A 20,467-nucleotide genomic window follows, 5' to 3' on the forward strand; every position below is an offset into this window, starting at 1 on the left:
ACTGGCTAACCACTCCTCATTAGATTGTTCTTGGGGGGATATGGGTATTCCCTTATACCCGTGTTCCCTTATTACCGTATTACCGTAGTTTGCATCACCCGTAGTTTGATTTGGCTGTAGGTCCCGTGGTTGTTGGGGGTGAGCCAATTCCTTACCCGGAACATTTACCCGGACCTTACCCGGAATTAACCCGGAAGTTACCCGGAAGTTACCCGGACTTTACCCGGAATATTCACATGGTAGTGGGCTGCCAATTCCTGTTGCTCAATACAGAGTGGCGCAAGCGTTGCGGCTTCCAAGCGTTCGCCTTTTGACTGATGCCCAGTAAATATTTGGCTCCGTAATTTGCCCATGTAATCGCTAAAGGCGTCGAGGCTCTTTGGCATCTTCTGCCCGGTGCGATTCCAGAACTTTAAGAAACTAGAGCGCTTGCCCATTCGGAAGCGCCCTTTGGGTAGAGGGCTCCCGGCTTTGCCATGCTTGGTGGTGCGGGCTCGCGTTGTGTAAGCATTGAATATTGCATACCAGTCGCGCCCATCGATAAGGCTGCGGAATTGGATAGTGACACCCCCATCTTTGCGGGGGCCGTAATTTCCCACTGAATGGCCGATATACTCCAGGGGCTCCATACCAGCTAAACGGGCTGCCTCGGTGATAAGGGGCCGCTCATGCTCGGAAAGCCACTCAGCGGGCACAGGGCGGCCACTGGCAGGGGTTAAGGTAAGGCGGCCATTATCGACCGCTATACCATCACCGCGCGCTAGAAGCCATTGCAAAAGCTCTCTAGCAGATTCAGCCATTAGCCCCCCAGCAATTTAAGGGAGTCGATACGCAGGCGCTCGCTATCAGGCAACCAGTAAACGCCGTGCCGCCCCGCAATACCATCGCGGTCTATGTGGCCCTCCATGCGGCACTGAATACTTATGCCCCGCTTTCTGAGCTGCATGATTACATTCGGGCCATTGCTGGCCCCCGTCACTCTGTCGAGCTTTTCCCGGCTGTATGGGCCAGTGAGCAATATTTCCAGTGCTCGTGCCTGGCGGGGTGATAGGGGGCGCCAAATCTTACTGGCTGAGTGTTCTGTGGTTTGGGTGTTGTTGTTAATATTGCCGGGCTTATGTTGTGTGTCGGGGCCGCTCTCTGCCGGGGCGGTTCTGATTATTTCCATAGTTATCTCCCTCTTAGCAGCTTTCAGCTTCAGTGATTAGTTTTTGCTTCAGCTCAAGCAAGTAGGCTCCCTCCCATACGGTGGTTTTTGGCCCTAACTTTGTGCCGCGTTTGGCCTTGCCTGTTTTGGTCCAATTCCACCAGGTGGATAAACCAATGGAGTAAAACTGGGCGCAATCTCGAGCCCGGTACATGGCGGAAGGATTTATTGAGTGTTGGTTGGATAGGTTGGTCTGCACGTATCAGCTCTCCTATGGGTTTGTTGAGGCTGATACGGAAGATATGTAAAAGAGGTGGGTGTCAGTCCAGAGGTGTCACATGAAATTGTGGTGTCACCTCTGAGGTGTCACCCCATAAAATGGGCGTTTTACTTGCCGGAGTTTTTGTTTTTTCCGGGATTCGCTACGCGGGTAATGCGTGTTTTCTGCGATGCTCCCATTTCTTGCCTATTTTTATTAAGCCAGTACCCAGCGGACGGGCTGTGCTCAAGGTGCTCCGGTTTCTCACCTTTAAGATATAGTGATTCCCACACCTCAAGTGCTGCATGTAGTTCCGGTGCATAATCCGGGTGGGAGGGGTCTTTTGCTGGGTGGTCGCAGTTCGGAGGAGTGGGGGATAAATCTTCTGATAAATGCTTACTAGCTATTGCCCAGTTAAGCCAAGGGACATCGAAGTCATGTGTCTTTGCCCACTTGAGACAATCTTGGATTAAATAATAATCCCCGCCCACATTTAGGGGCAATTCTTGGCACTTCCACAGGCTATTAGCTCGCTCGAAGGCCTCTTCAACTTCTTTATACTTCGGGTCTGGTTCGGTATCAAAGGCCCAACTGTCAGGGTCTAAGTCTTCAGGACAGTACCTTCGGCCACTCGGAAATACAGCCGTACGACCAGGTAAAAAAATGTAATTCATATCACTGTATTTCGGGCATAACCCTACTAATAGGAACGGAACTTGGCTTTTATGCCAGAAAGGTGTTTTTAAATACTGCTCTAATCCTCCCCATAGGAATTCCGGGTCATTAGCTTGAGTTAACGTCTCTAGTGTCACTTTCTCTCTCCCTTTAAAAGAGAAATCCCTGATTAGATTCAGCACCAGGCCGCTAAGGGTTGCGGCTTTTCGGGAGCTACCCTAGGCGCTGAAATTCGATTGTCCGTTATCGATTACTAAAGTTCGCTGCGATGACATTCCCTGCTTTTTCGCCAGCTTTAAGGCTATCCAGGTAATCCGCCCACTTCTGCATCATTGCTGCCCGCTGCTCTAGGTGCTTTGTACGATTGTAAGCGCGTCCCAGCGTGTCTTTCACTTCATGGGCCAGCTGGTGTTCTATGTAATCCACACGGAAGCCCAGAACTTCATCCAGCAGGGTGCGAGCCATAGCGCGGAAGCCGTGGGCAGTCATGGTTTCATTGTCATAGCCCAGTGACCTGAGTGCGGTTCTCACGCCGTTATCGGAGAGTGGACGGCTTTGCCCTCTGGCTGATGGGAAAACATATTTGCCACGGCCTGTTAGCGGCTCCAGTTCTTGCAGTAGCGCTAGAGATTGCTCTGCCAGCGGGATGATATGTGGCTGGCCCATTTTCATTTTTTCGCTGGGCAGCTCTATTTGCTTGGCCTCCCAGTTAATTTCGGCCCACTCCAGTTTGCGCAATTCTCCAGGGCGGCAGAATAGGAGAGGGGATAGTTTGAGGGCGGCTCTCACTACTGGGGTGCCTTGGTATTCCTCTATGGCGGTTAGCAGGCGCCCAACTTCAGTGGGGTCAGTAATAGCTGCCAGATGTTTCTTCTTGGTGGGGGTGAGCGCGCCGGTCAGGTCTGTCGTGGGGTCGCGGTCGGCCCTTCCGGTGGCCACGGCAAAGCGGAAAACTTGGCTGGCTACTCGCTTTACCCGGTGGGCAGTCTCCAGGGTTCCCCGGCTTTCGATACGGCGCAGGCACCGCAGCACTTCCGGCGGGCCTATCTCGGAGATAGGACGCTTACCCAAATAGGGCTTTAGGTCACGCTCTAGTGCGAGGGTGGCGCGGTCCTTTGATGAGCTGGATAGGTGCGCCATCTTGGCGGCGAACCACTCATCACTAACGGCGGCGAAGCTGTTGCGATTGGCTTCCAGGGCGGACTCTTTGCGGGCGCGTTTTATATCGCGAGGGTCGACACCTTCGGCTACATGCTGGCGGGCTTCATCCCGGATTTCACGGGCACGCTTCAGGCTTACATCTGGGTAGAGCCCGAGTGCCATTTCTGGGCGTTTGCCATGCAGGCGGAAACGGAATACCCAACGCTTGGCCCCGGTCGGGGTCACTTCGATTGCCAGCCCTTTCTCATCGGACTCGATGTACTTCTTGTCGCGTGGCTTGAGGGCGCGGACCTTGGTGTCAGACAGCGGCATAGCTCACCTTCCATGGATTTTGGACGGGTTGGACGGTGGCACTGCTATCAACCCGTCCAATAACCCGTCCACTTGAGGCTGGATTTGGACGGGTTAGCTTAGATTAACTGGGATGGTCCAGATAAGCAAAAACCCCGGAAACACTAGGTTTGCGGGGCTTTCGTGGGCTGTCTGAGACAGCAATTTGGTGGAGATGGCGGGAGTCGAACCCGCGTCCGTCAGCACTCTGCCAGAGGCTCTACATGCTTAGCTCCGTCTATTGATTTAACCCATTACAGCCCGGCGGTCAGGACGTATAGGGCGATCCCGAAATTTGTTTAACCGCTTACCCACGGGTATGGCTTGCGGCGATCCAGTTCTGTATAACAGTCTACAGCGCGATACTGGAACCTTGCTGAAGACTGCTAAGGGACGAACCCTTAGTTAGCGCTTCACAAGCTGCTTACGCAGCGAGTTGGGCACCGTAGTTGTCGTCGTTGGCAACTAATAAAATACAGCTTTGGATTTACGAGATTCGCTGCCATCTCGGCATGCACCCAAGGTTTCGTAACCGGCGTCGAATCCAAGTCATCCCCGATAAGAAACACTCATGTGTGTCACCTAAGTATACCTCAAAATTCACGTTAGCAATAAATTTTATGTAATTGGCATTTGAGCGATCAGAGTCGCTTTAGTCAGGCGCTTTGAGGGAGGGCTTAGGTGGGAAGGGAGTTCCCGGCGGTGAGGTACCGCCGGGGGGAGATCAGTTTAGCGAATGGACTGTACGAAAGCGGTCAGGATTAGCAGTGGGCAGACGATGCGCACGTACCAGGGCCAGATCTTCCAGAACAGGGTGTTTTCGATATCTTCATGGCCTTTCTTGAGTTCGCTCAGCAGCTGGTCGCGGCGCCAGATCCAGCCGGCAAAGATACATAGTGCAATGCCGAGCAGGGGCTGGCCATATTCAGTACTGATACTGACTGCCAGTCCGAAGAGGGCGTCGAAGTTGTAGATGATGCCGCAGCTCACGCCGAAGATGATCAGGCCAACGATCGGGGTGGCGATGCGGCGGGGGATATTCAGGTTCTCGATAGAGAATGCCACCGGCACTTCCAGCATGGAAATGGAGGAGGTGAGGGAGGCGATAACCATCAGTGCGAAGAAGGCGATGGCGACGAATATCCCGGCTTCCCCCATGGTGTCGAACAGCGCGGGCAGAACTTGCAGGATCAGGCTCGGGCCGGCGATCAGGGAACCGTCGGCAGAGAAGATCTGGGTACCGGCTTCCTGGGCTACATACATGGCGGGCAGGATTAGCAAGCCCGCTGTGAAGGCGATGCCCACATCAATCAGGGTTACCAGGGCGCCGAGGCGCGGCAGGCTTTCCTGCTGGCTCAGGTAGGAGCCGTAAATCAGCATGGTGCCTACACCCAGGGATAGGGAGAAAAAGGCCTGGCCCATGGCGGAGATCAGCAGATCCGGGGTGAAGTGGTCGAAGTTGGGCATCAGGTACACTTCCAGGCCGGTCAGGGCGCCGGGCTGGGTGAGCACGTAGCAGATCAACAGCAATAACAGGATGATCAGCGATGGCATCAACAGGGTGGACCAGCGCTCGATCCCTTTCTCAACACCACTGGCGATAATCAACATGGTGAGGCCACTGAAGATGGCAGTCATGATCATATTGCGATCGGTGCTGTTTCCGGCCAACCACTGGGCCGCTTCCTGGGCACCGAACAGGCTGGCGAAAGGTTCGGCCAGGTGGGCCACCATCCAGCCCGCCACAATGGCGTAGAAGCTCAGGATCAGGGAGGCCACCAGGATACCGCCGAAGCCGGTCAGGCCCCCGAAAAAGCGGCTGATGGGACCGTTGGAAATGGAACGCAGCGCCTGCACCATATTGCGGCGCGCGTGGCGGCCGATGGTGAGTTCGGCCATCAGGGCCGGGTAGGCGAGCGCAAAGGCTAGAAATAAGTAGGCGACTACAAAGGCGGCGCCGCCGTTACTGGCGGCCTTGGTTGGAAAGCCCCAAATATTGCCGAGACCAACGGCGGAACCCGCCGCAGCCATCAAAAAGCCAATATTCGAGCTGAACTGTCCTCGCGGTGCACTCATGGTAAATCCCGTAATTATTCTTCTAATAGTTCACTGTGCACTATTTGTGCGCCGAGCGCATTAGGCGCTGCTTTTCGCGGTTCCAATCGCGCTTCTTCTCAGTCTCGCGTTTGTCATGGCTCGCCTTACCTTTAGCAAGGCAGACTTCGCACTTCACCAGATGCCCTTTCCAGTACATGGCTGTGGCAACCACGGTGTGGCCCTTCTGCTCAACAGCGGCGATCAGCTTGGAAAGTTCGCGCTTGGTGAGCAGCAGGCGACGGGTGCGGTCGGGCTCGGTAACAAAGTGGGTGGAGGCACTGGGCAGCGGCTGGATGTTGGCACCCAGCAGCCAGGCTTCACCGTTTTTGAAAATGACATAGCTGTCGGTCAGCTGGGCTTTGCCCTCCCGACAGCTTTTGACTTCCCAGCCTTTCATCTCAACGCCCGCCTCAAACTTTTCTTCAATGAAATAGTCGTGGCGGGCCTTCTTGTTGAGGGCGATGGTATTGGATGTTTGTGCTTTCTTTTTCTTGGCCATGAAAACTACGAGTGACTATATAAAACTGTGTCCAAAAAACTTCAGGGCCACGGTATTGATAAAGATAAGCAGCAGTATCAATGGGATAAAAGTGCCCAGGGAGAAGTTAACGTATTTTTGCGAAAACGAGCCTGCAAAGTTGCTGTCACCTTCTTGCAGCTCTTTATCAAAATTGGATTTCTTCCATTTGTAGATCACGAACAGACATACCAGCAGGCCGTTTAGAGGCAGGATGGTGTCGTAGAAGATGATCTCCACCAAATCAAAGAACGACTTGTTTGCGCCGGCCAGTTGTACAAACTCTGTAAACCAAGTGGCCATACCGAATGATACGGCGCAAGCGATGGCCAGTACAAATTGAACTGCCGCAACGATGTAGATAGCCTTCTTACGCTCCATGTTGCGCTCGTCGCGCAGGGTGGCGATAGGCACCTCAATAATGGAAACCAGTGAGGTAATGGCGGCAACCAGTACCAGGAAGAAGAAGATGGCCGCTACGGCGCTGGCGCCCATGTAGCCGATTCCGTCTTGCAAAGCGAGGAATATCTTCGGCAGGAACAGGAAGATCATACCGGCGGATGAGTCGCTCAGCTCTGTCGGATCAATCTGCGGGTTAAAGTGGAAAATACTCGGCAAAATCAGCAGGCCAGCAGTAAAGGCTACCAAAGTGTCAGTAATCGCTACGGCGCGGGAAGAGCCGGGAATGGAGTCCTTCTTCTTCATATAGGAGCCGTAGGTAATCATGATGCCCATTCCCAGAGACAGGGAGAAGAAGGCCTGGGCCATGGCTTTACTGATTACGTTGCCATCAATTTTGCTGAAGTCGGGTACCAGGTAGTACTGCAAACCGAGGGCGGCGTTATCCAGAGTCAGTACAAAGAACACCAATCCCAATAACATGACAAACAGCATGGGCATCAGGGTTTTTGCGGCCCGCTCGATACCGTCTTTAACGCCCATAGCGAGAATGGCATTGATGATCAGCATCAGGACAACCAGGTAAATAAATACCGTGGGTGTATTGATAAAGTGGATAAAGAAATCCGGAGTGGCGAGCTTATCCAGGTTGCCGGAGAAGATCTCTACCAGGTATCCCATTACCCATACGGTGACTACCAGATAAAAAACCGCGATCATAAATGGCGTGATCAGGGCCAGCCAGCCGGGAATACTCCACAGCGTGGAGCCCTTGGATATCTGCCGATAGGCCCCGACGGGGTCTTTATCTGAACGGCGCCCCATAGCGAGTTCGGCCATCATCACCGGCAGACAGATCAGAAATACGAAGAGAGCGTAGACCAGTAAGAAGGCGCCGCCCCCGCTCTTGGTGGCTGCTACAGGGAATGCGACCAGGTTGCCAATACCGACGGCGGAACCTGCTGCGGCCAGGATAAAGCCCAGCCTTGACCCAAAATGCTCTCTCACTGCGGTCATAAGTACTCTCGCTATTATTTTTTGAATGCTTGTAGTTTTTGTTACTGCGGCTGGGGCTAAGTGTGGCCCACCGGTAAAAAATGCGATTGTTGCAGGAATTGTCTTGCTTGAGTAGCGCCGACTGGCAAAATTAGCCGTTCAACGGTAATCCCAGGTAATTTTGCCTGATGGACTGGGTTAGACAGTAGGAATGACTGAAATAGAACGCAGTGCGCTGGTGATGTACAGCGCGGAACAAATGTTTGATCTGGTCAACGATGTGGCCAGTTACCCACAATTTTTACCCGGCTGTCGCGCTGCGGAGATTATCCACAGCGATGACACCACTTTAGAGGCGCGCCTGGATTTGTCGCGCGCGGGTATAAAGCAGAGCTTTGTGACCCGCAATCAGCTGGTGCGTCCCAAGTCGATGACGCTCAAGCTGGTGGATGGTCCTTTCGAGCAGTTCGAGGGACTGTGGGAATTTACTCCACTGGCTGAAAATGCCTGTAAAGTGAGTTTTACCCTTTCGTTTTCGATGAAAAATCGATTGATCGCGGCGGCTGCGGGAAAAATTTTCAGTGACCTGGCCAACCAGATGGTCGCGGTTATGTGTGAGCGCGCGGAAGAAGTTTACGGGAAACCCCAATGACAGAAGAGAAAACAATCTCGGTGGAGGTGGTGTACGCGCTGCCCCACGAACAGCGATTAATGCGTTTGTTGGTATCTGAGGGTACTACTGCGCGGGAGGCGCTAATTCGCTCGGGAATTCCCAAGGAGTATCCTGAAGTCGATCCGGATACGGCAAAGATGGGTATTTTTGCCCAGGTGCTGGGGAGTAAGGGGCTGCCGCCGGCGGAAAGTTATGTCCTGCAACCCGGGGACCGGGTTGAGGTATATCGCCCCTTGATCGCCGATCCCAAAGAGGCGCGCAAGCAGCGCGCCGAGAAAGCCAAGCGTATGGCTGAGAAGAAGAAAGGCGCCGAGGGGACTTCTGCTTAGGGCCAGCCTGTGGGCTGCCAGTCGCCGCTGGTGGCTACCAGGGAGTCTTCATCAAAGTAAACGCTAAAGGTCTTTTGGGTGATATTGCCTTTCTTATCGCGAAGGCGATTGACGTAATCCCAGCGGTTGGGGTTGTAAGTATCTTCCAGCAGCGGAGTGCCCAGAACAAACTGTACCTGGCGTCGCGTCATCCCTGGTTTTAGCTGATCCACCATCTCCTGGGTAATGATATTGCCCTGCTGCACCTCAATACGGTGTACACCGGGGAATTTTACGAGTGTGCAAGCTCCCAGCAAGCTGCACAGGAAGGCGATAGTGAGAAATCTCAGACTAGGCGGCATTCATTGCTCCATTATTCGGTTTCAAACGGCAGCGCTCACGCTGATTTCTTACAAACAGTCAGTTTAGTCTCAAGTGGAGAAAAAAAGTTCCTCCACTTACCAGTTCTGCCCTAAGTGAGCAGTACGGGGTTTCTCTGACTCCGTAGGGCATGGGATAATACCTGAAGAGTTGGCTCGCTGACAGACGGGACTCCAGGGTCGGAATCCTTTATAAATGGCCGCTGTGGGTTTGGGCAACTTCGGATAACTTTTAAAATCCTGCCGGGAAATATTGATACATGTCGAACGAAAACCAGGAATTGCGCAAGGCTGGCCTCAAGGTCACTCTGCCGCGGGTGAAGATTCTGCAATTGCTCGAAAGCACTAGTGAGCAGCATTTGAGTGCTGAGGATGTCTATAAGCTGTTGCTGGAGGCGGGAGAGGATGTCGGCCTAGCTACTGTGTACCGGGTATTGACCCAGTTTGAGAGCGCGGGCCTGGTTGTGCGCCACAACTTCGATGGCGGCCACTCTGTATTTGAGTTGGATCGAGGCGATCACCACGACCATATGGTCTGCACCGATACCGGTAAGGTTATCGAGTTCCACAATGAAGAGATTGAGGAGCTACAGCGCCAGATCGCTGAAGAGCACGGCTATGAGCTGACTGGCCACAGCCTGGTTCTGTATGTGACAGAAAAAGAGAAGTGATTCTTCCGGGTGCGGTATTCACCGCACCCTTCAAATGCTTACGCTGAGTGTTACGACTGGCAGGGTGGGGTGTAAAGCTCTGGGAACTTGCCAATTTTATCAGCGTAAAATTCCTTGAGCTTCAACAGCTCGGCTTCCAGGTTTTCACTGAATTGCGCTATCGGGCCTATGCCCACTTCTTTTTTGGGGAAGCTGATATAGCCCAGCACTACCGGCACCCTGGCGTTGCGGGCGATATGGTAAAAGCCGGTCTTCCAACGTTCCGCCAAACCGCGAGTGCCCTCGGGGGGAATAGCGATAACCAGTTCTTTGCGCAGTTTGAACTGCCTGGCGGTGGCATCCACCAGGTTGTTGGCTTTGCTGCGGTCTACGGCGATACCGCCGAACCAGCGCATGGGGCCACCCAGCGGGAAGGTAAATAGCTTGTCTTTGCCCATCCACTGCGGGGTCATCTTCAGTTTGAGTGCGGCGAGAATAAAGTAATAGCCATCCCAGTTAGTGGTATGGGGGGCGCCGATCAATACGTACTGCTTTAGTTTGAGAGACTGCTCGTCAGCTTTGACACGCCAGCCGTGCAACTTCAGTAGCACCCGTGCAACCAAGCGGAGGATTGGGGTGACAATAGGGGTGTTGAAAATCGTTCTCTGCATAACCTCGGCCGGGACTACTCATACATCGAAAAATAAGCCGCCAAGTATATGGTGACTTTAGCCGCCGCTCCCAGTCATATTTGTGCGTTTGTCCTAAATCGGCACATATATCCGACGAAAGGGGTGGTATACCGGATTGTGTGGCGGTCATTTATTGATCTACGGTATAAGATTGCTTACCAAAATGCACCATTTTTGCCCTTTGGTGACATTTGGCGCTGGAATCGTATGAAGGAGGTGGGGCTGACTCCATAGCCAGCCCGAGAGAGGGGTTGGAGAGTTAATTTCTCTCCAGCATTTCCTCGGCATGAGCCAGGGATTGGGCGGTGGGGGCGCCGCCGAGCATGCGCGCCACTTCTTCGCGGCGCTCGCCGTTGGTGAGTTCGCGCAGTGCCACAAAAACACTTTCGCCATCGCTGTGCTTCTCCACCAGGTATTGGCGGTGGGCTCGCGCCGCTACCTGGGCCAAGTGGGTCACACAGATCACCTGGCCGCTGCGGCCATTGCGGGTTTCCCCCAGTTGACGCAGCAGGCGGCCCACCACATCACCGGTGGCACCGCCGATACCCACATCCACCTCGTCGAATACCAGGGTGGGGGTGCGGGAGGTTTGCGCAGTTACCACCTGGATTGCCAGACTGACCCGGGAGAGTTCACCGCCGGAGGCAATCTTGCCCAGGGGGCGAGGCGGTTGGCCCGGGTTGGTGGAAATTAATATCTCCGCTTCTTCAAGTCCCTGGCTATTGGGCGTATCCAGCTCTTGTAGTGATAGCTCTACTCGAGCGTGAGGCATGGCCAGGTCGGCCAGCTGGCCGTTTACGGCCTCCGCCAGCGAAGTTGCCGCTTTACTGCGCAGTTTGCTGAGCTTGCCGGCAACTTTTCTGTACTGCTTCTCCAGTTGTTCACAATCTGCGGCAAGGCGATCCAGGGCATCTGGGCTGCCGATATCGTCCAGCTCTGCCTGTAACTGTTGCTGCAGAGCCGGCAGCTCCTGCGGTTGGACTCGGTGTTTGCGCGCCGCCTGGTAGATGGCGCTGAGCCTGTCTTCAACCTCGGAGAGTCGCTCCGGGTCCATCTCGAAGCGATCGATATGTCGGGAGAGGGTGGCTGCGGCCTCATCTACCTGGATGCGCGCGCTGTCGAGCATCTGTGCCACTTCCACTAAGGCCGGAGCCTGTCCGGGCATGGAGGACAGCAGTTGCAGGGCGCGGTGCAGTTGTTCGGCGATATCGCCTTCACCGCCGGACAAGAAAGCGGCCAACTGGTAGCTGCCACTGAGGATTTCCCCGGCATTGGCCAGCTGTTGCTGTTCGCTCTCGAGGGACTCTATTTCCCCTTCGCTCAAGCCAAGTTGATCCAGCTCCTTAAGCTGGTATTCCAGCAAATGGCGGCGGGCTTCGGCTTCCTCGGCGCTGTCAGCCAGGGTGCGATAGCGGCGATAGTGATCCCGCCAGGTTTTGAAGCGGCTGCGGGTCTCTGCGGCGAGTTCCTGGGCCTGGGCGTATTCATCCAGCAGGCGCAGGTGTGTTTCTTTCTTCAGCAGGGATTGGTGTTCGTGCTGGCTGTGGATATCAATTAGCTGCTCGCCGAGGGCGCGTAGCTGCAATAGCGTGACCGGTTGGCCGTTGATATAGGCGCGGGAGCGGCCATCGGCGCCAATAGTGCGGCGCAGAATGACTTCCTGCCCGGCGTCCAGCTCCTGGGACTCGAGCCAGCTGGCGGCGCTGGGGTGCTCGGCGATATCAAATGTGGCGCTGATGTCGGCGCGATTGGCGCCGGTGCGCACAAGCTCAGCGCTGCCGCGACCGCCCAGCGCCAGGCCGAGGGCATCCAAGGTGATTGACTTACCCGCGCCGGTCTCGCCGGTCAGGGTGCTGGTACCGGGACCAAACTCCAACTCCAGTTGGTCCACCAGGGTGAATTGGCTGATAGACAGATGCAGCAGCATAGAGATCGCTTGTGTCCTTGCTAATCGGCGGGCGCCCGGCCCAATTAGTGGTTATTTATACAGTATTCGTTCCCGGTTAGCTATAGGGGCGGGGCCACATTACTCTGAGGATGTGCGCTAGCGCGAAAAACCACTTGAACTGTGCGGGGATGTCCCCATATAGGCTCCAGTGCCCGAGAGACGGGCTCAACTCACATTACTGACAGAGTCGACGCGACGGAGAAAGCAGTGGCCAGAGAGCGCAGCGAAGAAGATCAGATTAAAGAGGGGGCGGAGCACGCACCAGCTACAGACGAGGGCGTTTCAGCAGAGATTGAAGACCCTTCATCTATAGAAAGCGAACTTGCCGAGGAAGCCCTGCGGGAAGAGGCCGAAGGTGCCGATGCCCTGCACGAGGAAATTATCAAGTTGCAGGAGCAGCTGGCAGCGCACAAGGATATGGCCCTGCGCGCCCAGGCGGAAGAGCAGAACGCCCGTCGCCGCGCGCAACAGGATATCGAGCGCGCGCGCAAATTTGCGGTAGAGAAGTTGCTACAGGACTTGCTGCCTGTAGTGGACAACCTCGAGCGTGCACTGGCGACGATCGATACGGCCGACGAAGCCAACAAGGCCTTGGTAGAAGGTATCGAGCTGACCCACAAATCTTTCGTTGAAACCCTGACGAAAAATGCTGTGGAAGTTGTCGATCCGGCCGGTGAGCCCTTCGACCCAGAGCTGCACCAGGCTATGACCCAGGTGCCCAACGGCGAGGTGGAGCCGAACACGGTTCTGGATGTGTTTCAGAAAGGTTATCGCCTCAATGGCCGCCTGGTTCGCCCGGCCATGGTGGTGGTCAGCAAAGCGCCGTAACGGCAGAAGTGTAAAGCGGCCTTGAAATTTAGCGGCCGGCACCAATATAGCTGACATCAAGAATTATTCGCGCGGTGTAAACAGAACATAGCTGGCAGCGCGCATCAAAAGAGGATTTTACAGATGGGAAAAATTATCGGCATCGACCTGGGTACCACTAACAGCTGTGTAGCGGTACTGGATGGTGACAAAGCGCGTGTAATCGAAAACGCCGAAGGCGATCGCACTACACCTTCTATTGTTGCCTTCACTGACGACAACGAAATTCTGGTAGGTCAGTCTGCCAAGCGTCAGGCGGTGACCAATCCCCAAAATACTCTGTTTGCGGTTAAGCGTTTGATCGGCCGTAAATTCAAAGACGACGTTGTCCAGAAAGATATCAAGATGGTTCCTTACACCATCACTGAAGCTGACAACGGCGACGCTTGGGTAGAAGTGAAAGGCGATAAAAAAGCTCCGCCGCAGATCTCTGCCGAAGTCCTGAAGAAAATGAAAAAGACTGCGGAAGACTTCCTCGGCGAGAAAGTAGAAGCTGCAGTAATTACCGTACCGGCTTACTTCAACGACTCCCAGCGTCAGGCCACTAAAGACGCCGGCCGCATCGCGGGCCTGGACGTTAAGCGTATTATCAACGAGCCGACTGCCGCTGCACTGGCATACGGTCTGGACAAGCAGGGCGGTGACCGCACTGTAGCGGTATACGACCTGGGTGGTGGTACCTTCGATATCTCCATCATCGAAATTGCCGACGTAGACGGCGAGAAGCAGTTCGAAGTACTGTCCACCAACGGTGACACTTTCCTCGGTGGTGAAGACTTCGACCTGCGACTGATCGAATACCTCGCAGACGAGTTCAAGAAAGACCAGGGCATCGACCTGAAAGGTGACCCCCTGGCAATGCAGCGCCTGAAAGAAGCTGCAGAAAAAGCCAAGATCGAGCTGTCCTCCAGCCAGCAGACCGAAGTCAACCTGCCGTACATCACTGCAGACGCTACTGGTCCCAAGCACTTGGTGGTTAAACTGACCCGCGCCAAGCTGGAAAGCCTGGTAGAAGAGCTGGTTACCCGCTCCCTGGAGCCGGTAAAAATCGCTCTGCAAGACGCCGACCTGTCCGCTTCCGGTGTAGACGAAGTGATCCTGGTAGGCGGTCAGACCCGTATGCCAATGGTTCAGCAGAAAGTAACCGAGTTCTTCGGCAAAGAGCCGCGCAAAGACGTTAACCCCGACGAAGCCGTTGCCATGGGCGCTGCTATCCAGGGTGCCGTACTGTCCGGTGACGTTAAAGACGTACTGCTGCTTGACGTAACCCCGCTGACCCTGGGTATCGAAACCATGGGTGGCGTTGCGACTCCGCTGATCGACAAGAACACCACTATCCCCACCAAGAAGTCCCAGGTTTTCTCCACTGCGGATGACAACCAGACTGCGGTAACTATTCACGTGGTTCAGGGTGAGCGCAAGCAGGCTGCACAGAACAAATCCCTGGGTCGTTTCGACCTGGCCGATATCCCACCGGCACCGCGCGGCATGCCACAGATCGAAGTAACCTTCGACATCGATGCCAACGGTATCCTGCACGTACACGCGAAGGACAAGGCCACTGGTAAAGAGCAGTCCATTGTGATCCAGGCTTCCTCCGGCCTGTCCGAGGACGAGATCGATAAGATGGTTCAGGACGCTGAAGCTAATGCTGAAGCGGACAAGCAGTTCGAAGAGCTGGTGCAGACTCGTAACACGCTCGACGGCCTGATTTCTGCGACCAAGAAAACTCTGGAAGAAGCTGGCGACAAAGCTACCGCTGAAGAGAAAGCAGCTATTGAAGCGGCTGTTACCGAAGCGGAAGAAGCCGTTAAAGGCAACGACAAAGCTGCGATGGAAGCTGCAACTACCAAGCTGACTGAAGCTTCCGGTCCGGTTGCTCAGAAGATGTACGCCGAGCAGGCTCAAGCCGCTGGTGCTGAAGGTGCCGCTGGCGCTGGTGCCCAGGGCGAGCAGCAGTCCTCCGCTGGCGACGACGCGGTAGACGCAGAGTTCGAAGAAGTTAAGGACGACAAAAAAGAAGGTAAGTAAGCGTTCGCTTGCAATTCCGGTGGCAGCTTTTAAAGTGGCCGCCGGAGAACTTCAGGGGCGCGGCGCCTTACTTTCAGAGGCCCGCGCCCTGTGTTGTTTCAGGTATCTGCCAATATTTGCCGAGTTTTCGCAGTTTTGGTGGTGCTCCGTTCGCGGGGCTTAGTTAGAAACCGAGAAGTAGAAAGAGAGTTTGGCCGTTCTTGATGCCGGACCAGAGAACATAGTTTTATGTCGAAACGCGATTATTACGAAGTCCTCGGCGTCGAGCGCGGCGCTTCGGATGCAGAGCTGAAAAAAGCCTACCGCCGGGTGGCAATGAAGTTTCACCCGGACCGTAACCCCGATGACAAGGAATCGGAGAACAAATTCAAGGAGGCCAATGAGGCCTACGAGGTTTTGTCGGATTCCGAGAAACGCGCAGCTTATGACCAGTTTGGCCACGCCGGTGTGGAAGGCCAGATGGGCGGTGGCGGCGCTGGTGGATTCGGTGGCTTCTCCGATATTTTCGGTGATGTGTTCGGCGATATCTTCGGTGGTGGCGGCGGTGGCCGTCGCGGCGGCCCTGCTCGCGGTTCCGATCTGCGCTATGACCTGGAATTGGACCTGGAAGACGCGGTGCGCGGCACCACGGTCAAGATTCGCGTTCCGACTCTGGCAGCCTGTGGTACCTGTAGCGGTTCCGGGGCCAAGCCCGGTTCCTCTCCGCAAACCTGTGGCACCTGTGGTGGTGCTGGCCAGGTGCGTATGCAGCAGGGTTTCTTCTCTGTTCAGCAAACCTGCCCCAACTGTCGCGGTCGCGGTACCACTATCTCCGATCCCTGTGGCAGCTGTCACGGTCGCGGTCGCGTAGAGGAAACCAAAACCCTGTCCGTTAAGGTACCGCCCGGTGTGGATACCGGTGATCGCATTCGCCTGTCTGGTGAAGGTGAAGCCGGGCCCGATGGCGGCCCCGCTGGTGACCTCTATGTACAGGTAGTGGTAAAAGAGCACGATCTGTTCCAGCGCGATGGCAAGAACCTCTACTGCGAAGTGCCGATTAGTTTCGTTTCCGCTGCCCTCGGTGGTGAGCTGGAAGTGCCGACTCTCGACGGTAAAGTGAAGCTGAAGATTCCTGCGGAAAGCCAGACCGGCAAGCTGTTCCGCCTGCGCGGCAAGGGTGTTTCCCCGGTTCGCGGTGGTGCAACCGGCGACTTGCTGTGTCGCGTTGTGGTAGAAACTCCAGTGAATTTGTCCGGCAAGCAAAAAGACTTGCTGCAAGAGTTCTCTAATACCCTCAGCGAAAAGAAAAATTCACCGCGCCAGACCGGTTGGTTTGAAGGGGTGAAAAACTTCTTTGGTGATATGAAGCTTTAATCGCTGTTGGCACCGGCAAAACCTTAAATTTTTTTGCGGGTTGCCTATTTAAAAAGGCTCGAGAGCATTAGCTTTCGGGCCTTTTTTGTTTCCGGGTGAGTTTTATCCCCCCAATAGAATGCCTTCTATTGGGAAGTTTTGGTTCTCAAGCGGGCTGCGAATTCACTCAGGAATTCCTGTTGAATTTTTTGCGCTTTGCGCAGTTGCTCCTTATTTAAAATACCTTCCAATTCTTTGTGTGTTTCCAGACTGATAGCTGCGAATTGAGCGCCAATTTCGCCGCGTTGCTTGGGGGTTAGGGCGACCTTTTCACCACTGAGTAAACCGTATTTTTCCAGCACCGCTTTTTTCTCTGCGAAGCTCTTTTGCATAATGGGTAATACGGTTTTTTCCTGTCCCGGGGTGAGCTGCAAACGCAGCGTCACCCAATCGGTAATATCATCATACTTCTCCCAAAAGTCTGGATTGGCATTTTGCTGCTGGGCAGATGCCGGCGTGCTGCCAAAAGCCAGGCTCAGAGAGATCACTACCACCATGATGTGTGGTAGATGGTTGGACAGGATCATCAGTCGCATATTGGCGCTCCATTTACCCCTCACAGTAAAGCGTAGCAGTGGCCCCTGATATCGCGTTTTGCGCAAGTATCCTCTTGGTAATTTAAAAATATGTGGATATTTCTTTTTGTTTTACTTTTGCGAAGTGATTAGCGATTTTTAGACTCGCTAATACTGGCTTACTGGTATCTATGCGCTCTACCGGGTGCGTTGTAGAATCCAGAACCTTATAGATTTGGACTGGAGTGCTGTGATGGCGGTAAAAGTGGCGGTGACGGGATTTGGTGGTCGAATGGGACGAGCGTTGGCGGAGGCTTTGTCCCTGTCTGATAAGGCCGAACTGTCAGCGGCTATAGTGCGGCCTGGCTCCAGCTTGGTCGGCGCCGATGCCGGCGAAGTTGCCGGTCTGGGCCGCAGCGGCCTCGCTATTGTGGACAGCCTCGATAAGGCAGACTTTGATGTACTTATTGATTTCACAGCCCCTAAAGCGACTGTGGAAAATACTGCCTATTGTGCGGAGAAAAATGTCCCCATTGTAATCGGCACCACGGGCTTTGATAGCGAGCAAAAAAATAAAGTATTGGCTTATGTGGATCAGGTGCCGCTGTGCCTCGCCAGTAATTTTTCCACCGGGGTAAACCTGTGCTTTAAATTGTTGGAAACTGCTGCGCGGGTAATGGCGGAAGAGGCCGATATCGAGATTGTCGAAGCCCATCATCGCCACAAAGTGGATGCACCTTCCGGCACAGCACTGAGTATGGGAGAAGTGATTGCGGAAACTCTGGGGCGCGACCTGGATAAAGTGGCAGTTTACGGCCGCGAAGGTCAAACCGGTGCCCGAGATCGGGATACTATCGGTTTTGCCACAGTGCGCGGTGGTGATGTGGTAGGTGAGCATTCGGTGATGTTCCTGGCGGAAGGTGAGCGGGTCGAAATTAGCCACCGCGCCAGCAGCAGGCTCTCTTTTGCTCGCGGTGCTGTGCGCGCGGCACTGTGGATGATGGGAGAGGAAGGGAGTGCGCGGGCACCGGGGCACTACGATATGCGCGATGTGCTCGGCCTTAACTAATCTTACTTAGAGTAAATAAATTCAGCGCCTGCAGGGGCGCTGTGAAAGAAATTTTCGATTTTCATTTGCCCGCCATTTTTGCGGGTAAAACTAAAAGGCCGGCAACATTCGTTCGACCGGTCACCCTGTAATCTTCCTTTGAGGAATCTCGATTGGAAAGAAAGCTGATTGTCGGCAGCGAAGAGTGGTGCGGACTTCCCGCACTCGGCGTCCCGGCGATTAAGGTGCGTGTGGACTCCGGGGCTAAAACTTCCTGTTTGCACGCTTACAACATCCATACCTTCAAGCGCGATGGCGAACCCTGGGTGAGTTTTGAGGCGCATCCACTGCAGCACCAGCGCCGCCCTTCAGTGCGCTGTGAGGCGCGGCTTTTGGATAAAAGGCTGGTGCGCAGCTCCTCCGGTGAAAGCGAAAAACGCCCGGTAATTCGTACCTCTATTTCCATTGGTGGCAGTGTCTGGGATATCGAACTGACCCTGACCAATCGGGACAGCATGGGCTATCGCATGTTGCTGGGGCGCGAAGCCATGATTGGGCGAATGCTGGTAGATCCGGCAGAGAGCTTCTGTATTGGCGATATCCCGAAAAGCCAGTTGGATGAATATTATCGGGATGAGCACCATATTGCCGGTACCGGCCTGCGCATCGGGCTGCTGGCATCGAATCCGGATCTCTATAGCAACCGGCGCATTATGGAAGCGGGAGCCGAGCGCGGACATCGTATGAGTTTTCTCGATATCCGCCAGTGCTATATGAAGCTCGACCCTGATGAGCCGGAAGTGCATTACCGGGATGGCCGCATACTCAATAGCCTGGATGCAGTTATTCCCCGCATTCGCCCCAGCCAGACTTTTTACGGTTGTGCGCTGACGCGGCACTTTGAGAGCCTGGATATTTTTGCCCTGAATGGCTCTGCCGCTATCAGTCAGTCCCGGGATAAATTATTTTCCCTGCAGTTGCTGCAACAAAGTGGACTAAATATTCCAACCTCTGGGTTTGCCAATTCCCCAGTGGATACCAATGAGTTGATCGAAATGGTGGGCGGTGCGCCACTGGTGGTGAAGTTGCTGGAGGGAACCCAGGGGCGCGGTGTCGTTCTGGCGGAAACCCGCAAGGCTGGGGAGTCGGTGATTAATGCGTTTAAGTCCCTCAAGGCCAATCTTCTGGTGCAGGAGTTTATTCGCGAAGCGGAGGGTAAGGATCTTCGCCTATTTGTTATCGATGGCCGTGTGGTGGCCTCGATCCAGCGCGAGGCGGCACCTGGGGAATTTCGTGCCAATATTCACCAGGGCGGTACGGCTTCAGTAGTGAAGGTCACCGCCGAGGAGAAGCGCCTGGCGGTCAAGGCCGCCAAGGTGTTGGGGCTCAAGGTGGCGGGTGTGGATATTATTCGCTCCCGCAAGGGGCCGCTGTTATTGGAGGTAAATTCCTCACCGGGACTTGAAGGCATCGAGAGCGCTACACGCAAGGATGTGGCTGGAGCCATGATCATATCTATCGAAAAGGCGTTGAAGTGGCGCCCGATATTGCCGGGGGAGGATCTTTAGGCGCTGTAACTCTGGTCCCGGCGGGGGCCTTTGCGTTGGGCTAACCTGAGTAGGTGGCCGGGCTTTTCGCTGGCGCGCAAATAGAGCCGCAGCGAGCTTTGGCCGCTGCGGGTAACAGCCCACCGCAGCTTCCTTTCGGGAGATGCAAACCACAGGGTTTGAGCTTCTATGACGATATCCAGCCCAGGTTCACTCCGCACTATTCCCGCCCTGATACTTTTCCTGACAGTACTTTTCACCGGTGTGGGTGCCCAGGCTGCGGTGCAGCTCTCCGATACGCCTTTGGGGCGGCGGGTAATGGTGGATTACATAGTGCACTTCGCCTACCACCTACAGTGGCCGGTCAATGCCTTTGCCAACAGTAGTGCCCCGTTCAAGGTGTGCCTAATGGGTGGGGATTCTCTCGGTGAGCCACTGGCGGCCCGATTCAAGAATCAGCGTATTGATGGGCGGGATGTGGAGCTTGAGAAAATTGAGGTCAAGGAGATGCTGCGGGCGCGCAAGTGCCAGATTGTGGTGCTGAGTACCCTGGATCGCCCCACACTGCTCAAGGCGTTGGTGGCACTGGAGTTTTTCCCGGTACTGACGGTTAGCGATGCCGAGCGCTTTGCCGCCACTGGCGGTATGATCGAGTTTGCCGACAGCGGCCGGGAGGTGGCCCTGCGTATGAATAAGACCATGCTGGAGAAGGCGGAGCTGAAAATGGGCAGCAGTCTTTTCCGGTTGGGACGCAAGCCGGAGTGAGATTTTCAGGGAAAGTAGCCTGGCGTATTTTTGCACTAGCGTCCAGAGGTGAATTCGCGTAGAATCTGCG

General features: G+C 54.7%; 21 protein-coding genes, 1 other RNA gene and 1 pseudogene. 10 read left to right on the forward strand and 13 right to left on the reverse strand.

Translation table 11 applies throughout. The annotated features are described in order from the left end of the window. Positions 1-197: 197 nt before the first annotated feature. The 9 genes from ACYX4J_RS02745 to ACYX4J_RS02785 form a co-directional block, all read right to left on the reverse strand. Entirely contained in the window at positions 198-800 is a 603-nt protein-coding gene (locus ACYX4J_RS02745) for a hypothetical protein (RefSeq protein ID WP_476177850.1), read from the reverse strand. Then, the gene (locus ACYX4J_RS02750; RefSeq protein WP_476177851.1) at positions 800-1,168 is read right to left on the reverse strand and encodes a hypothetical protein; all 369 of its coding nucleotides are present in this window, start codon (positions 1,166-1,168) and stop codon (positions 800-802) included. The genes ACYX4J_RS02745 and ACYX4J_RS02750 overlap by 1 nt, the downstream gene beginning before the upstream one ends. A 13-nt stretch (positions 1,169-1,181) precedes the next feature. Next, positions 1,182-1,406, reverse strand: coding sequence for a helix-turn-helix transcriptional regulator (locus tag ACYX4J_RS02755; protein WP_476177852.1), 225 nt, complete (start codon positions 1,404-1,406; stop codon positions 1,182-1,184). Positions 1,407-1,534: 128 nt separating this feature from the next. Continuing rightward, positions 1,535-2,218: a hypothetical protein gene (locus tag ACYX4J_RS02760; protein WP_476177853.1), complete on the reverse strand. Its 684-nt coding sequence runs from the start codon at positions 2,216-2,218 to the stop codon at positions 1,535-1,537. Positions 2,219-2,324: 106 nt separating this feature from the next. Further along, a complete protein-coding gene (locus ACYX4J_RS02765) occupies positions 2,325-3,554 on the reverse strand; it encodes a tyrosine-type recombinase/integrase (RefSeq protein ID WP_476177854.1) in 1,230 nt (409 codons plus the stop codon). A gap of 185 nt (positions 3,555-3,739) precedes the next feature. Beyond that, positions 3,740-4,129, reverse strand: a transfer-messenger RNA (tmRNA) gene (gene ssrA, locus ACYX4J_RS02770). Positions 4,130-4,301: 172 nt separating this feature from the next. Continuing rightward, positions 4,302-5,648, reverse strand: coding sequence for a sodium-dependent transporter (locus tag ACYX4J_RS02775; protein WP_445358945.1), 1,347 nt, complete (start codon positions 5,646-5,648; stop codon positions 4,302-4,304). A 40-nt stretch (positions 5,649-5,688) separates the two neighbouring features. Next, a complete protein-coding gene (gene smpB, locus ACYX4J_RS02780; protein WP_282931304.1) occupies positions 5,689-6,168 on the reverse strand; it encodes an SsrA-binding protein SmpB in 480 nt (159 codons plus the stop codon). 15 nt (positions 6,169-6,183) lie between these two features. Continuing rightward, positions 6,184-7,602 (reverse strand): sodium-dependent transporter, encoded by a 1,419-nt coding sequence (locus ACYX4J_RS02785; protein ID WP_413663281.1) that lies wholly within the window; start codon positions 7,600-7,602, stop codon positions 6,184-6,186. Between the two features lie 190 nt (positions 7,603-7,792). Between ACYX4J_RS02785 and ACYX4J_RS02790 the strand changes: the two genes are divergently transcribed. Both ACYX4J_RS02790 and ACYX4J_RS02795 read left to right on the forward strand, forming a co-directional pair. Continuing rightward, entirely contained in the window at positions 7,793-8,233 is a 441-nt protein-coding gene (locus tag ACYX4J_RS02790) for a type II toxin-antitoxin system RatA family toxin (RefSeq protein ID WP_413663280.1), read from the forward strand. Further along, complete coding sequence (locus tag ACYX4J_RS02795) at positions 8,230-8,583, forward strand: RnfH family protein (protein ID WP_413663279.1); 354 nt, start codon at positions 8,230-8,232, stop codon at positions 8,581-8,583. Before ACYX4J_RS02790 ends, ACYX4J_RS02795 begins: the two co-directional genes overlap by 4 nt. On the opposite strand, the gene ACYX4J_RS02800 is transcribed toward ACYX4J_RS02795, so the two are convergent. Then, on the reverse strand, positions 8,580-8,924 hold the full coding sequence (locus ACYX4J_RS02800; protein ID WP_413663278.1) for an outer membrane protein assembly factor BamE: 345 nt from the start codon (positions 8,922-8,924) through the stop codon (positions 8,580-8,582). The two genes, ACYX4J_RS02795 and ACYX4J_RS02800, sit on opposite strands and share 4 nt — an antisense overlap. 278 nt (positions 8,925-9,202) lie before the next feature. Between ACYX4J_RS02800 and fur the strand changes: the two genes are divergently transcribed. Then, complete coding sequence (gene fur / locus ACYX4J_RS02805; RefSeq protein WP_282931309.1) at positions 9,203-9,613, forward strand: ferric iron uptake transcriptional regulator; 411 nt, start codon at positions 9,203-9,205, stop codon at positions 9,611-9,613. Between the two features lie 50 nt (positions 9,614-9,663). On the opposite strand, the gene ACYX4J_RS02810 is transcribed toward fur, so the two are convergent. After that, positions 9,664-10,263 carry a 1-acyl-sn-glycerol-3-phosphate acyltransferase gene (locus tag ACYX4J_RS02810; protein ID WP_413663277.1) on the reverse strand — a complete coding sequence of 200 codons (600 nt, stop codon included), beginning with the start codon at positions 10,261-10,263 and terminating at the stop codon, positions 9,664-9,666. 280 nt (positions 10,264-10,543) lie between these two features. Next, a complete protein-coding gene (recN, locus tag ACYX4J_RS02815) occupies positions 10,544-12,211 on the reverse strand; it encodes a DNA repair protein RecN (RefSeq protein ID WP_476177855.1) in 1,668 nt (555 codons plus the stop codon). 228 nt (positions 12,212-12,439) lie between these two features. On the opposite strand from recN, the gene grpE reads away from it, so the two are divergent. From grpE to dnaJ, 3 genes are all read left to right on the forward strand, one after another. Beyond that, positions 12,440-13,060: a nucleotide exchange factor GrpE gene (gene grpE, locus ACYX4J_RS02820; RefSeq protein ID WP_282931312.1), complete on the forward strand. Its 621-nt coding sequence runs from the start codon at positions 12,440-12,442 to the stop codon at positions 13,058-13,060. A gap of 123 nt (positions 13,061-13,183) precedes the next feature. Next, a complete protein-coding gene (dnaK, locus tag ACYX4J_RS02825) occupies positions 13,184-15,130 on the forward strand; it encodes a molecular chaperone DnaK (RefSeq protein ID WP_282931313.1) in 1,947 nt (648 codons plus the stop codon). 228 nt (positions 15,131-15,358) lie between these two features. Next, positions 15,359-16,483 carry a molecular chaperone DnaJ gene (gene dnaJ, locus ACYX4J_RS02830; protein ID WP_282931314.1) on the forward strand — a complete coding sequence of 375 codons (1,125 nt, stop codon included), beginning with the start codon at positions 15,359-15,361 and terminating at the stop codon, positions 16,481-16,483. Positions 16,484-16,608: 125 nt separating this feature from the next. Here the strand turns inward: dnaJ and ACYX4J_RS02835 are convergent, their stop codons facing one another. After that, positions 16,609-17,058, reverse strand: a complete 450-nt coding sequence (locus ACYX4J_RS02835) for a hypothetical protein (protein ID WP_282931315.1) — start codon at positions 17,056-17,058, stop codon at positions 16,609-16,611. Positions 17,059-17,290: 232 nt separating this feature from the next. On the opposite strand from ACYX4J_RS02835, the gene dapB reads away from it, so the two are divergent. From dapB to ACYX4J_RS02855, 4 genes and pseudogenes are all read left to right on the forward strand, one after another. Further along, positions 17,291-18,106: a 4-hydroxy-tetrahydrodipicolinate reductase gene (gene dapB / locus ACYX4J_RS02840; protein WP_476177856.1), complete on the forward strand. Its 816-nt coding sequence runs from the start codon at positions 17,291-17,293 to the stop codon at positions 18,104-18,106. A 224-nt stretch (positions 18,107-18,330) separates the two neighbouring features. Beyond that, positions 18,331-18,615 (forward strand): annotated as a pseudogene (locus tag ACYX4J_RS02845) (ATP-dependent zinc protease family protein); the annotation flags it as partial. A gap of 129 nt (positions 18,616-18,744) precedes the next feature. Next, positions 18,745-19,653, forward strand: coding sequence for a 30S ribosomal protein S6--L-glutamate ligase (gene rimK, locus ACYX4J_RS02850; protein ID WP_413665891.1), 909 nt, complete (start codon positions 18,745-18,747; stop codon positions 19,651-19,653). A gap of 168 nt (positions 19,654-19,821) precedes the next feature. Beyond that, on the forward strand, positions 19,822-20,397 hold the full coding sequence (locus ACYX4J_RS02855; RefSeq protein ID WP_444896134.1) for a YfiR family protein: 576 nt from the start codon (positions 19,822-19,824) through the stop codon (positions 20,395-20,397). Positions 20,398-20,467 lie beyond the last annotated feature (70 nt).

The sequence above is a fragment of the Microbulbifer sp. ABM4_008 genome (assembly GCF_056311705.1).

Bases quoted from the DNA above. Each gene is read 5' to 3' on its own strand.
- smpB (WP_282931304.1), bottom strand. From the start codon at position 6,168: ATGGCCAAGAAAAAGAAAGCACAAACATCCAATACCATCGCCCTCAAC.
- ACYX4J_RS02835 (WP_282931315.1), bottom strand. From the start codon at position 17,058: ATGCGACTGATGATCCTGTCCAACCATCTACCACACATCATGGTGGTA.
- ACYX4J_RS02765 (WP_476177854.1), bottom strand. From the start codon at position 3,554: ATGCCGCTGTCTGACACCAAGGTCCGCGCCCTCAAGCCACGCGACAAG.
- ACYX4J_RS02790 (WP_413663280.1), top strand. From the start codon at position 7,793: ATGACTGAAATAGAACGCAGTGCGCTGGTGATGTACAGCGCGGAACAA.
- dnaJ (WP_282931314.1), top strand. From the start codon at position 15,359: ATGTCGAAACGCGATTATTACGAAGTCCTCGGCGTCGAGCGCGGCGCT.
- ACYX4J_RS02785 (WP_413663281.1), bottom strand. From the start codon at position 7,602: ATGACCGCAGTGAGAGAGCATTTTGGGTCAAGGCTGGGCTTTATCCTG.
- recN (WP_476177855.1), bottom strand. From the start codon at position 12,211: ATGCTGCTGCATCTGTCTATCAGCCAATTCACCCTGGTGGACCAACTG.
- ACYX4J_RS02750 (WP_476177851.1), bottom strand. From the start codon at position 1,168: ATGGAAATAATCAGAACCGCCCCGGCAGAGAGCGGCCCCGACACACAA.
- fur (WP_282931309.1), top strand. From the start codon at position 9,203: ATGTCGAACGAAAACCAGGAATTGCGCAAGGCTGGCCTCAAGGTCACT.
- ACYX4J_RS02775 (WP_445358945.1), bottom strand. From the start codon at position 5,648: ATGAGTGCACCGCGAGGACAGTTCAGCTCGAATATTGGCTTTTTGATG.
- ACYX4J_RS02795 (WP_413663279.1), top strand. From the start codon at position 8,230: ATGACAGAAGAGAAAACAATCTCGGTGGAGGTGGTGTACGCGCTGCCC.
- dnaK (WP_282931313.1), top strand. From the start codon at position 13,184: ATGGGAAAAATTATCGGCATCGACCTGGGTACCACTAACAGCTGTGTA.
- ACYX4J_RS02800 (WP_413663278.1), bottom strand. From the start codon at position 8,924: ATGCCGCCTAGTCTGAGATTTCTCACTATCGCCTTCCTGTGCAGCTTG.
- ACYX4J_RS02810 (WP_413663277.1), bottom strand. From the start codon at position 10,263: ATGCAGAGAACGATTTTCAACACCCCTATTGTCACCCCAATCCTCCGC.
- ACYX4J_RS02745 (WP_476177850.1), bottom strand. From the start codon at position 800: ATGGCTGAATCTGCTAGAGAGCTTTTGCAATGGCTTCTAGCGCGCGGT.
- ACYX4J_RS02855 (WP_444896134.1), top strand. From the start codon at position 19,822: ATGACGATATCCAGCCCAGGTTCACTCCGCACTATTCCCGCCCTGATA.
- dapB (WP_476177856.1), top strand. From the start codon at position 17,291: ATGGCGGTAAAAGTGGCGGTGACGGGATTTGGTGGTCGAATGGGACGA.